Annotated in this window: 8 protein-coding genes; all 8 read right to left on the bottom strand. The window is 47.0% G+C overall.

All coding sequences use genetic code 11. The features are described 5' to 3' along the window. Positions 1 to 2: 2 nt before the first annotated feature. A complete protein-coding gene (locus HHL16_RS16935; RefSeq protein ID WP_169426361.1) occupies positions 3 to 443 on the bottom strand; it encodes a DoxX family protein in 441 nt (146 codons plus the stop codon). Between the two features lie 135 nt (positions 444 to 578). Further along, positions 579 to 1,082 carry a peptide-methionine (S)-S-oxide reductase MsrA gene (gene msrA / locus HHL16_RS16930; protein WP_169426360.1) on the bottom strand — a complete coding sequence of 168 codons (504 nt, stop codon included), beginning with the start codon at positions 1,080 to 1,082 and terminating at the stop codon, positions 579 to 581. A gap of 109 nt (positions 1,083 to 1,191) precedes the next feature. Then, the gene (locus HHL16_RS16925; protein ID WP_169426359.1) at positions 1,192 to 2,490 is read right to left on the bottom strand and encodes a DNA mismatch repair protein; all 1,299 of its coding nucleotides are present in this window, start codon (positions 2,488 to 2,490) and stop codon (positions 1,192 to 1,194) included. Beyond that, positions 2,487 to 3,830, bottom strand: coding sequence for a DNA mismatch repair protein (locus tag HHL16_RS16920; RefSeq protein ID WP_169426358.1), 1,344 nt, complete (start codon positions 3,828 to 3,830; stop codon positions 2,487 to 2,489). The genes HHL16_RS16925 and HHL16_RS16920 overlap by 4 nt, the downstream gene beginning before the upstream one ends. Before the next feature lie 7 nt (positions 3,831 to 3,837). After that, on the bottom strand, positions 3,838 to 6,252 hold the full coding sequence (locus HHL16_RS16915; RefSeq protein WP_169426357.1) for a Gldg family protein: 2,415 nt from the start codon (positions 6,250 to 6,252) through the stop codon (positions 3,838 to 3,840). Positions 6,253 to 6,261: 9 nt separating this feature from the next. Continuing rightward, positions 6,262 to 7,188 carry an ABC transporter ATP-binding protein gene (locus HHL16_RS16910; RefSeq protein WP_206022452.1) on the bottom strand — a complete coding sequence of 309 codons (927 nt, stop codon included), beginning with the start codon at positions 7,186 to 7,188 and terminating at the stop codon, positions 6,262 to 6,264. Between the two features lie 91 nt (positions 7,189 to 7,279). After that, positions 7,280 to 8,734 carry a RagB/SusD family nutrient uptake outer membrane protein gene (locus HHL16_RS16905; RefSeq protein WP_169426356.1) on the bottom strand — a complete coding sequence of 485 codons (1,455 nt, stop codon included), beginning with the start codon at positions 8,732 to 8,734 and terminating at the stop codon, positions 7,280 to 7,282. Between the two features lie 24 nt (positions 8,735 to 8,758). Further along, entirely contained in the window at positions 8,759 to 12,331 is a 3,573-nt protein-coding gene (locus HHL16_RS16900) for a SusC/RagA family TonB-linked outer membrane protein (RefSeq protein ID WP_169426355.1), read from the bottom strand. Positions 12,332 to 12,352: the final 21 nt, after the last annotated feature.

The following is a 12,352-nucleotide window of genomic DNA, read 5'->3' as shown; positions in this document are numbered from 1 at the left end:
AATTATCCTGGAAGCAAAGCCGCATCCACACTCCATTTGTAATAGCTTACTTTACTCAATACAAGTGCGGCGCCTGTGAATACGAAAACGGGATATTGAAAAGGAGCGTAGATGCCCAGAAAGATCATCATGCAGATACCGAATGTCAGTGTCAGCAGTGCACTGCCCATCGCCATCGATTTGGTTTTGAAACCGAGTATGAGGCAAATGCCGAAAACAGCTTCAGCAGCAGTGGCAATGCCGCCCATGATACTCGCCAGCGGTCGGCTGAGGAACGGCAATATGCTATTGGTGTAAATGGTGAAATGATCCCAGTCGCCCCAGGCAACGTTTGGTGCTCCGGGCTCACCGAAAAGTCCTAAGCGATCCATTACAGGAAACAGAAACCCTACACCAAGCGCTATTCGCAGAAATAGTTGAGGTATACCCGATGCATTTGTCATGGATAAATGATTTATAGATCAAATCTAACTAAATCCTGATTCGTTGCCGTATTCATTTCTACCCAAAAAAATTGCTGTAAGCTATATCCTTGCGGCACAGCTTACAGCAAAACAATGATCTGCTGATATGTTATGTTATTTCTTTTCAGCCGTCAGTTGCCATTCGGGGCGAACATAATGGCAGGTATATCCAAAAGGATGCTTTTGCAGATAATTCTGATGCTCTTCTTCTGCATCCCAGAAATCCGACGCTGCAGTAACTTCCGTTACAATCGGGCGTGGGTAGATCTTTGCTGCGTTCAGTTCTTCTATGAGGTCTGTAGCTGTTTTTTGCTGTTCCTCATTCAGATAGAAGATAGCCGAACGGTAAGAAGTGCCGATATCGTTCCCCTGCCTGTTACGGGTGGTAGGGTCATGAAGCTGAAAGAAGAACTCCAGTAATTTTCGATACGATACTTTGTCTGCATCGAATCCAATCTTAATTGCCTCTGCATGTGTACCGTGGTTGCGATAAGTTGCATTGGGAACATCGCCACCGGTATAACCTACGCGTGTTTCTGTAACTCCGGGAAATGCTCTGATCAGCTCTTCCACTCCCCAGAAGCAACCTCCGGCCAGTATCGCAGTTTGGTTTGCCATATTTGATGTATTTGCATAATTAGAAGCATCATTCGTGCCATTGGTTGAAACTGGACAGTTTAGCAGGATAACTGCCAGAACGCTGCATTTACAGGAGAATATTTGCCAATCAGCGTATCATGTCCAGTATCTTTTCGTTCCGAATGATGATCATGCCATGCCGGTCGCTGGTAATTCCTTCAGTGAGCTGGTAGGTATACCTCGGAACCGTCCCTTCCATTTTTGTTGGCAGATAGGCGAACTGCAGATTCGAATGGTTTTGTTTCAATGCTTCTCCCACTTCGATTATATGGGTGGAGATGATGAAGAAACAATTCCTGTACTGTGCAAATGCCGTAGTAACTGCTAATGTAGCATCATAGGCATCTTTTACATTGGTGCCTTTGAACAGCTCATCGAAAATTACTATCAGGTTATGCCCGTTGCTTACTTCGGTGGCTACATTTTTTACGCGAAGCACTTCTGCATAAAAATGACTGTACCCCATATTGAGGTTATCCGAAACATTGATCGAAGAGAACAATCCATCCCGCACAGAAAATTCCAGATCAGCAGCTGCCACCGGAAACCCAATATGGGCAAGGTATACAGCAATGCCGAATGATTTCATGAAGGTAGATTTTCCTGCCATGTTCGCGCCGGTAAGAAACAACACATTGTTATTGCTGTGGAGAGACAAGGGATTGGCAACTGCCTGAGCAATAGCCGGGTGCCAGAGCGCAGCAGTTGCAAATCTGTTATCTGTTGCGGGTAATGCTGTTGCATATTGTAATCCTCTTTCACGTGCAACTGCACTTACATGAATGAATACATCGAGCTGATACACGCAGTTCAGAATGATCTCCATCTCCCGTTGCATTGTCTTTCTCAACAGAAGATCGTAACCAGACAATTCCAATACAGAAAAAGAGCCAGCATCCTGCTCTTTTGAAATCCAGCTGAGGCGCGGATCTTCGAGGATCTTTCTGGCGGGCTCCACCAATGGCAAATCGATATTCCGTATCAGTTCGCGAAGGGTATTGAGCATTTCGACAGTGCCTGATAACCCAGTTTGGATCTGTTCAAACTGCTCATCGCGCAGAAACGATCCCATCCATTTCTTACGGAGCAGGCCTATAGTTGCTGTAACGGAATTTCCGGCAACAGCGCTGTTAAGATAATTCTCAACAACGCTGAACGGGGTATGCCGGAAAGGAAATTGAAGCTGCTTTTCATGGAAATACCTGAACAGCTGGCTGCGCTGATTAATGGAACCGGGATCGGTTAAGGGTTTATGGAAAAACTCATCGAGCAGGCGTTCGCCTCCGGCTGTGTGAACTTTATTGAACAGACTATAGATGGAGTGAGGCCTGAACTTGCCAAACAGATTCAGGTCGTCCTGCGTTTGCTTGTCGCTGATAAAGCTCATACAGTAGGTTGTTTTTTGATCCCGGCGTTGAGAATATCTATGATGCCTTCGTTTTGAATAATGATCATGCCATGCCTGTCGTTGGTGATGCCTGCTTCAAGCTGATACGTGTATTCAGGCTGATTGCCACGCATGCGCGTCGGCAGGTAAATGAACCGCACGTTGCTGCATTGCTGCTTCAATACATCCGCTGCTTCCACAATATGGGTGCTGATCACAAAAAGACTGTTCTTCTTTCCTGCAAATGCTGCCGTGATCTCGATGGTGGCTTCGTATGCATCCTTCACATTGGTGCCTCTGAACAATTCATCAAAAACGATGAAGAGGTTTTTGTTGCTGCTCAGTTCGCTGGCCATCTTTTTTACACGCAGTACTTCTGCGTAAAAATGACTGGCGCCCATGCCGAGATTATCCGGCAGATTAATGGTAGTGTAGATGCCGTCGAGCACGGAGAATTCCATCGATTTCGCTGGCACCGGAAAACCCATATGCGCAAGGAATATCGCAATGCTTAACGATTTCATGAAGGTAGATTTACCCGCCATATTTGCTCCGGTGAGAAAGATCACATTCCCTTCGGGCGTAATGCTGATGTTGTTGGGCACTGCATGTTCAACCTGAGGATGATACAGCCCTTCGATTGTCAACGTATGCTGATCGCGTGGTAGCGCCTTTGGAAATGCATAACCTTTCTCTTTTGCAATAATGCCGATGCTGATGTACACGTCGAGCTGATAAACAAACCGAAGGCATTTTTGCATGGTATCACGATGCCGGAATCTTAACAGTTCATCATACATCGCCATTTCGTGCGGCGAAGGTTTTTTTCCTGATGCATTCAGAATGCCCGCGAGATCCGGTTCGTCCAGTAGTTTTGTGATGGCTTCTTTCTCTGAAAAGTAATCTGCTGAGCCTTTCTCCGGAATTGTCTGAATAAATTTCCGGAGTCCCTGCAGAATTTCGATCAACGCCTGAATCCCTTTGTGCAGCATGGTTATGGCATTCTCACGTGCAACGAGATCAGTGAACTTTTGTGTGATGGATAATTTCTCGGCAGACAATCTTGTTCTTTCGTCGTTGTTGTCGAGATAAGGTTCTGCCGAATCGAAGAGCACAGATTGAAAAGGAAAAGCAATTCCCGATGCACCAAAATATTGGAAGATGGCTATACGGCGGTTTATCGCTTCATGGTCCGACATGGGGTACCGGAACATCTCTTCCAATACCGCTGCGCCACCTCTGGTGACGCAGCGATTGAAATTATCGTATATCGAGTTGTCGGATTGCCTGCTGAATATGCGCAGATCTTCCAACGTTTGTTTATCTGTTGTGAATACCATCGTACAATTATTTCCTTTTTCTCCTGATGAGGAATACGCTTCCGCCGATAAGCAGCAATGCAGGCAGTACCCAGATGTACAGGATGCGGCACAGTGCCACCTGTTTCAGTGTCAGGTTGATGCGCTTGTCTTTTCCTTCAGGCCGTGAAGCATCGATCGGGAATTCGCCATTACTTAGCCAGCTGAATAAAGCTGTGTTGAAAGCGAAATTGGCCGTGCGGATGTTGTAGCGCGACAATTCTGCATTGCTCATGAAATCTGCATCTCCGGTGATGATGATATGTTGTTCCAGTCCATTCAGTTTTCTGCTAAGACTCAATGCAGTTGGCAATGCGCCCCTGGTATCTCCATCGGCAGGCGAATAGGAAACGGTGGTTTTCTTCGATGCGTTCTCTCCGTCTGGCCCTCCTCCGGCAGCCATTGCCGGAATAGCCATGGCTACGGCTCCGGGCCCGTCAGCAGTTGGTTCTGCGCTTTCCACAATTTCGAGATCGAGCTTTTGCTTTCTGTTCCAGCTTTGCAGGCTGTCGCTGAAAAGCAGTGGTTTTGTTGTCCAGCCCGGCACTTCGGTGTATGTCAATGCAGCTACTCCCGGCATGGTAATGGGAAGACTATCAGCCGCTTTCAATGCAAGTTGTTTGGTGAAAGTGTTGGCAAATGGTGTAGGTGCAGTAGTGATCAGATCAGGAGAAAAATCTTTGCTCTGCTGTACTATCTGGCCTTCCAGCATTTGAACTCCCAATGGCTGCAGAAGCGGGTTGAGTATGGATTGTCTTCCGGGTTCGCCGGCTATCAGCAGGTTTCCGCCTCTGGCGATGTATTGCTGTATTCTGCTTAGCGCTGCATCACTGAGTGGTAACTTGGGATCTGCAATTACCAATGCAGAAATATCGTTGGGAATATCACGTGTTGAAAGAGAAATGGTATCTGCATCAAAACCCTGATTGATCAGAGAATAGCGGAAGGTTTTCAGATTGGTCAGCGTTCTGTATTGCCTGTCGCCCATCTTTCCGATGCTTCTTTCAAGATGCCCTGTCGCAAAGGCAACTTTCGGAAACTTCGTATCGAGCAGACGCTTGAATGCAGCAGCCACTTCGGTTTCCGACGGCCATACTCTTGAATCATCGAAAACGCGCAGCCAGGTTGTCTTATTTTTCCATTTGAGTTGCATTACATAACGGTTCATCTCTGGTTTGAGATCGATCTCTTTTCTGATTTCGCCGGGTGATTTGATCTCACTCAGTTCAACTCCGTTGGTTTTGGCATACTGTTCTGCTATTTCTTTCAAACTCTTTCCGGGATAGCCTTTCAGCAACCATGGATTGTCGTATGCACTGTCGTAGTATGGTATCGTTTTTAAATGAATATCAGATTTGAAACGCATGTATGGCTCCCAGTTCTGCAGCACCTGATTGTAAGATTCCGGCGCTCCCAGGTACCAGTGATTTCCGAGCAGGTTGTTGTAAGCAGTTATTTCCAACGGCTCGCCTTTCATTTCGGCGATGATCTTTTGCACATTAGGGCTCAGTGTTCTTTTTTGAGTGCTCGTAGCATCGTAATAACCAATGAAACCGGGTATGGTGCTGAGATAACCGATGAAGAGAACAGAAGCAACGATAGATACGTATCTCAGGATCCTTACTGATAAAGGTTTCGACTCCATGCCTCCTTTCAGTTTCAGAATGCTGAATCCTACGAACATGGCAATGATCAGCAGAAAGTAGATCACATCTTTGGTGGTGATCAAACCTGCCAGCATCTTGCTGGTTCGCCCACTCATCGATAAGAAGTAAGTGATGTTGCGAACAAATTCTATTTTCTGCCACAACGTGCCGATATAACTGAGAATGCCGATCATTACGAATGTGCAGATAGCTGCAACGATCTGATAGGTTGTGAGGCACGACATGAAGAGTCCGATTGCCGAGTAAGCACACAACAGCAAAAAGAAACCTAACATGGCTGTCATTAACATGCCTGTTTCCGGAGACTGTATCTGGAACATGCCCGACAACAGAAAGATGAAAACGATGCCAACCATCAGCAGGCTGTAAAGCACCATCGACAAGTATTTGCCGAGAATGATATGTCTTACTTTGATGGGAGATGAATACAGTAATTTGATAGTGCCACTGCTGGTTTCACGGCTGATAAGGCTCATCGTAAGCAATGGGATGTACAGGTACAGATTCTGCATCACATTATTGAACAAACCACCGGAGCCGAGAAATATTCTGTCTGTAAGATTGGCCATGTAGTCGAGCGCCCTGCCTCCGATCTCCTGTTGCATGGCAAGGTCTTCCATGGAACTGAGATAAACAATGCCGCACTGAATCAGAAATACGATCATCAGAAACCAGGCAATAGGGGAGTAGAAGAGTGTTCGCAATTCTGCACCCGCAACTCTGAAAATAGTTTTCATGGAGAAGAATTATTGGGTTGATTGATTGGATAATTGTTTGAATACTTCGTCGAGGGAGGTTTTGTCGAGTCCGATCTCGCGCAGGCGCCAGCCGTTGCGGACGCTGGTCTCCACTATCTTTTCGGTGATGTCCTGATCGCCGGTGAAGTATAGCCTCACCTGTCTTTCTTTCAGAAAATCTGCTTTGGTGATGCCGGGGATTGCCAGTAGTTCTTCGGTGGATGGCGGATTCTCCAGATGGAGCAGCACACTGTGCGGTTCTACGTAGTTGTTGAATGCATCCATACTGTCGGAAAAAACAATGCGTCCGCGATCGATCATCCTGATCTCTTTGCAGAGTACCTGCACTTCGGTCAAGATATGCGAGGAGAAGATCACTGCACGATCGCGTGCGATCTCCTTGATGAGCGAACGAACTTCTATGATCTGATTGGGATCGAGTCCATTGGTTGGTTCGTCGAGCACCACCAGTTTGGGTTTGTGTACGATGGCTTGTGCAATACCTACACGCTGACGATAACCACCTGAAAGATTTCTGATCAGCCGGCTGCTGAAATGTGCTATGCCACAGCGTTCCATGGCTTCTTTGATGGCGGGTTCCATGGTTGCTTTCGTCATTAACCGAAGGCCGGCGCAATAGCGGAGGTATTCAACTACTGTAAAATCCATGTATAGCGGCGGATTTTGCGGAAGAAATCCGATCTCGCGTTTGGCGAGATCGGGTTGTTTACGCATATCGATACCATTGATAAAAACATTTCCTTCAGTTTGGTTCAGGGCGCCACAAAGGATATTCATGGTGGTGCTTTTTCCTGCGCCGTTGGATCCGAGAAGCCCGGTAATGCCGGTTGGTCCGATCTCCAGGTTGATATCACGGATAGCCCAGGCGCTGGTATATCTGTGAGATAAGTTTTCCAGTTTAACGATACTGTTCATAATTGGTTTTTTTTGAAGAGGCATGGCAATGGCATGCCCTGCAGCCCCTTGTGCATGGCTGTTTCTGCTCCGGATTTTGTATGGTGATTACTTATGGATTGTCTGCCATTTCAGGATTGGTGTCGATGATGAATCTTGGGAATTTCATCACCAGCCTGTTTGGTTGTTTCAATGTATAGGTAGATGTGGTTCCATCTGAATTGTACATCGTATGGGTGAATGTAATGGGCGCAAAGAGGGGATCCTGACTGAGCCTCCGCATATCGAACCAACGGTAACCCTCACCTGCAAATTCTCTGGTTCGCTCGTCGATCACGAATCTGATCAGAGCTTGTTGATTGCCTGCAACCGTGCCCGGAACGGCATAAGTGGCGGGCGTCATTCTGTTTTTCCGAAGCATTTCGAGGTCGGCTACTGCGCCACCAAGGTCATTCAGTCTTGCTTTGCATTCTGCTCTGAGCAGGTAGAGCTCAGCCAGCTGCAGCCCCCAGCGGGAATACGATACGCCGTATTTTCTGATGCGCCCTGCTGCATTGGTGGCATTGTTGGGATTGCGATCGGTATAAAACAACAATCGGAAATCGCCCGGTGTAAACAGCGCCTGTGCTTCGGGCGTGAGCACCAGTCCATTGTTGCCGGTAACGTTTCCTACGTAAGATCCGCTGTACCAGACTTTGGAGAGTACCGCCTCGCGGACATCATCTCTGATCTGTCCGGGTGAATTGGGGCCACTCGTATTGTTGATGGGCATAAATGCTCCATTAGGCAGGAACGTTTGGTTGTAATCGTAGAAGCTGGTTTGTCCATTTGCTGTAACATGGCTCACTGCATCGTTCAGGTAGGGCAGCGCTTCGTTGAATTTTCCCATGAACACATATACTTTTCCAAGCAGGCCTTCTGCTGCAGGTTTAGACATGCGTGTTACGATATTCGGTTTTGCAGCAAGATCCGGCAGCGCTTCCTTGAGGTCTTTTATGATGAAGTCATAGAACTCTTGCACGGTACCTCTTGGAAAAGTTTTTGTGTTTACATTCGGTTCCGTGATAATTGGGAAGCCCGGATCTGTGCTTGCTGACACTGCATTGTAGGGTTTGCAGTAATAATTGGCCATATTGAAGTTGCTCCATGCCCTTGTGGCGCGTGCTTCTGCACGAACTCTTTTTTTATTGGCCTCGCTTCCGTCAGTGGAACTCATCACTTCATTGATCACTTTGTTCCAGGTATACATTTGTTCGAGGTGGGCAGAAAGTGTAAACGGACTTTGCTGAGGCAAAGTGTAAATGGAATCCTTCCATTGAAAGAGCCGGTCTCTGATAATGCCAAAGTTGATAAAGAATGGAGTCTCTGCAGCCACTTCATCACCCATTAGCTGCGCTTCGCTCCAGCCGCCGGTTGAAGTATAGTAGTATGCATTATTGTTCATGAGCTTGTCGTAGTCGTCGGTTGTCTTCGCAACACGATCGCCCAACGGAACAATTTCGAGCCAGCTTTTTTTGCAGGAGCTGGTTAATGCTGCTGTTGCCAGTAATAATATGATGTACCTCATGGTGTAGAGTTTTGAAAAGATGAATCAGAATGTCAGGTTCAGGCCAACGCTGTAGTTGTGTTTGGATGGTGGTATGCTTCTGTATCCACCGGTAAAGCTTACGAATTCAGGATCAACACCTTCCTTGTTTGCTTTCCAGATCATAAAATTGGTTGATTGCACATACACGCTTGCCCGCTGGATCTTCAGTGTTGAAAGCAGTTTTGAAGGCAGCTCATACGAGAGAGTGATATCTCTGATCTTGATATAATCTGCCTTTGCAATATTTACATCTGATTTCTCATAGTAATCGGTTTTTCTTCTGCTCCACGCAATACCCTGATCTGTGATATGGGCAGGGATGATGGTGTGGGCTTCGTCTCCGGGTTTCTTCCATCTGTCCAATAAGATGGTAGTGTAGTTTGCACCGCTGAACGAAGTGGATGTTACCATTCTGTCTGTATAGAAACGGCTTACATCTTTTCTCATCACTGCTCCGAAATTGTAGACAAGATTTACTGCCAGTGAAATTCCTCTGCTGGAGAATGTGTTGCTGATACCGCCATACACAGGAGGTAAGGTAACGCCCATGTAATACACGTCTTCCAGTTTTGCAATTTCGGGATCTGAGGAAATGCTTTTGTCTGATAGAACAATCTGCGGGTCGCCCTGATTGTTGAGCCCTGCATTCTTGTAGGCCCAGAGGGCATTGAGGCTGTAGCCGATCACTTCTCTGGCGTTAATTCTTGCCTCGGCAGAATTTGCCCAGGATCCGGGGATTGCATAGTCGATCAATTTGTTTCGGTTGTGACTAAACGTTACACTTGTTGTCCAGCTGAAATTTTTTCGGCGGATATTCTCCGAACGAAGATTGAACTCGAAACCCTGATTTCTCAATGAACCGATGTTGCCGGATGTGCCACTGAAACCGGTGAAACGATTCAAGGGAACACGTCCCAGCAGGTCTACGGTTCTCTTGTGGTAATAGTTTATGGAGCCGCTGAGTCTTCTGTCGAAGACGGAGAAGTCTGCGCCAATATTAAGGGTGCCTGTTCTTTCCCATGAAAGATTTTTGTTGGCAATTCTGTCGATGGCGAAAGCCTCTCCTCCGATGAAACTGCCATCGAAATGCCCTTGACTGATAGAGCTGATTACATCGCGCAGTGTGGCTGCTCCTACAGTGGGGGAATTGCCTGTAATGCCGTAGGTTGCTCTGAGGCCGAGATCATCGATCCATCTTATGGGTTCCATAAAGGATTCTCTTCCGATTTGCCATTTTGCACCGAAGCTGTAAGACGGTTTGTTTTGCATGGAGATATCGTTGGCAAACTGGTTGCTCATATCCTGTCTCCAGCTTGCATCGATGCTGTATTTCTGATTGAAGGTGTAACTGGCGAGACCGAAATAAGAAATGAATCTGGTGCGTGCTTCGTTCAATTCATAGGGCGTAATCCAGAGGGAACCCCAACCGGTTACTGTTCCCGGAATGCCGGCTGCCAGTTTCTTCAGATCGAGCTGCGGCGCTGTGTTCAGCACTTCATCATACCCGAATACAGCAGTTGTGGTGCGGGTTTGAAGACCTTCGTTCGCTTCCTGTCCGGCCTGCAAAGTGAGGCGGTCTCTGCCGGCTCTGAGACCAATATCGTAGATAAGCTGGTTTCTCACTGTCCAGTTACGCTGGTCATTGCTGCCGGATGTTAATCTGCCTCCTGTAGTTGGCACCAGGTATTCCGGAATATCATCAACAGTAGGAGCAATGGTGAGTCCTACCAGTTGTTTGCGTTGATTGAATAATTTGTTGTCTGAATAATATCTCACCGTACCGGGAGATTTCTGATAACCATATGTTCCGTTGAAACTCAGCCCTTCGATAAGTTTAACGTTGATGTTGGCGGTAACATTGATGCTGAGATTATTGTTGTAAGAGCTTTGCAGCTTCTCTTCTTCTGCAGGATAATAATCGAGGTTGATGCGGCTGCGCGAAGCGTAATCGTTTCTCAGCGAATCGGACCATCCGCTGAGGTAGCTCATCGGAAGTCCGTTGCCATCACCATCTGTGAATAACTGATAAGGGATGAAATCGCTACCCACGGTTATTGCGTTCTTTGCACTGCTGATCTGATTTACCAGTGATGTGCTCACCTGCAGTTTTACTCTGCTGCCGAAATTCATCGACTGATTAAGGTTCAGTTTATATGCATCGTTTCGTTCACCGGGGCGATTGCTTTGAATACCGGTATAACCGAAAGATCCGTAAAACGAATAGTTCTGATTGCCGGCAGAAACAGAAAGGGTATGGTTGGTGGTGAGTGCGTTGCGGTAGAATCTGTCTCTTATCTGAGGAAAATTGTCGATCGAAGCGAGACTATCCAGTTTGCGATTGCCTTCTGCATCGGATAGAATGCCGCGATGCATATCGTAGAGGATCTGATCGTGAGGAGCGATAGTGCTGTAGGTAAGGCTTTCCCATGGAACGGCCACCGGGTCGAAGGTTTCGCGGGCAGTCTGTATATATTCTTTGCTGTTCAGATAACGTACTGCACCGAAATCCGGCCTGCCGGCGAAATTGAAGAACCCGTTATAGTTGACGGATAACTTCTGATTCTTATTGCCGTTTTTGGTGGTGATCACAATTACGCCATTGGCGGCTCTTGCACCCCAGATGGATGCTGCAGTAGCATCTTTCAATACAGTGATACTTTCGATATCATCAGGGTTTACTGCGCTGTATTCGGCAACAGGTACACCATTCACAACATACAGCGGATCTGAAGTAAGCTGAATGCTGCTGCTGCCGCGAACGATGCTTTTTCTCGTTGCGATTCCGTTGCCATTTCCGTTGTAAGATTCGGAGCCAACACCCGACTGCACCTGTAATCCGCTTACCTGTCCTTCGAGACGGGCAATGATGTCCATCGTGCCGATGCGTTTGGTGAATACTTCCATATCGGGTTTGCCGAATGAGCCGGTGGCTCTTTCTTTCCGCAATTCCTGATAGCCGGTATTGTATACAACGATGGCCTCCAGTTTTTCTACCTTTTGTTTCATGATGATGTTCATGTAGGTGTCCATTCTGGCAGCCACGGTAACGGTTTCGTAGTTTACGCTGGAGAAAATCAGCGTATCACCATTGCGTGTATTGTGCAGCAGAAAATAACCATGACTATCGGTAACAGTCAAAGCGCCGCTTCTTTTGGCAAAAACAGTTATGCCGGCTATCGGAGCGTTCTTCTGGTCTCTCACAATGCCTTTGATTTCATCAGCGGGAATGGGAATTTCCACGGCTGCCGGCTCATTCAATGGAACTGCAACAGCAACTTCAACGGGTTTTCTGCTGATGAATACAGTAGTTCCCTGAATTTCAAAATCAAGCGCCTGGCCTTTAAGCGTAATTTCCAGCGCGGCCCGCACAGGCGTATTTCTGAATGCAACCGTTACCGGAGATGTCATTGCAAGATCTTCGTTGCTGTAAAAGAAACCATATCCGGTTTGTGCCTTTATGGCTTCCAGTACTTTGGCAATCGGCACGCGGTGGCCGGACCATGTAACCGTTTGTGCATTTGACTTTGCACTGAGTTGCAGTACAGATGCCAGTAAAAAGATGGCGGTCAATTTCATAACTAACAGCGTTTTGGTGGG

It is taken from the genome of Pseudoflavitalea sp. G-6-1-2 (assembly GCF_012927185.1).
Lineage (GTDB): Bacteria > Bacteroidota > Bacteroidia > Chitinophagales > Chitinophagaceae > Pseudobacter.
This window is presented reverse-complemented; position numbering and strand designations above follow the sequence as displayed.

What these genes read in the sequence shown, in the direction of transcription:
- HHL16_RS16915 (WP_169426357.1), bottom strand. Translation starts at nt 6,252, where the DNA reads ATGAAAACTATTTTCAGAGTTGCGGGTGCAGAATTGCGAACACTCTTC.
- HHL16_RS16905 (WP_169426356.1), bottom strand. Translation starts at nt 8,734, where the DNA reads ATGAGGTACATCATATTATTACTGGCAACAGCAGCATTAACCAGCTCC.
- HHL16_RS16925 (WP_169426359.1), bottom strand. Translation starts at nt 2,490, where the DNA reads ATGAGCTTTATCAGCGACAAGCAAACGCAGGACGACCTGAATCTGTTT.
- HHL16_RS16910 (WP_206022452.1), bottom strand. Translation starts at nt 7,188, where the DNA reads ATGAACAGTATCGTTAAACTGGAAAACTTATCTCACAGATATACCAGC.
- HHL16_RS16935 (WP_169426361.1), bottom strand. Translation starts at nt 443, where the DNA reads ATGACAAATGCATCGGGTATACCTCAACTATTTCTGCGAATAGCGCTT.
- msrA (WP_169426360.1), bottom strand. Translation starts at nt 1,082, where the DNA reads ATGGCAAACCAAACTGCGATACTGGCCGGAGGTTGCTTCTGGGGAGTG.
- HHL16_RS16900 (WP_169426355.1), bottom strand. Translation starts at nt 12,331, where the DNA reads ATGAAATTGACCGCCATCTTTTTACTGGCATCTGTACTGCAACTCAGT.
- HHL16_RS16920 (WP_169426358.1), bottom strand. Translation starts at nt 3,830, where the DNA reads ATGGTATTCACAACAGATAAACAAACGTTGGAAGATCTGCGCATATTC.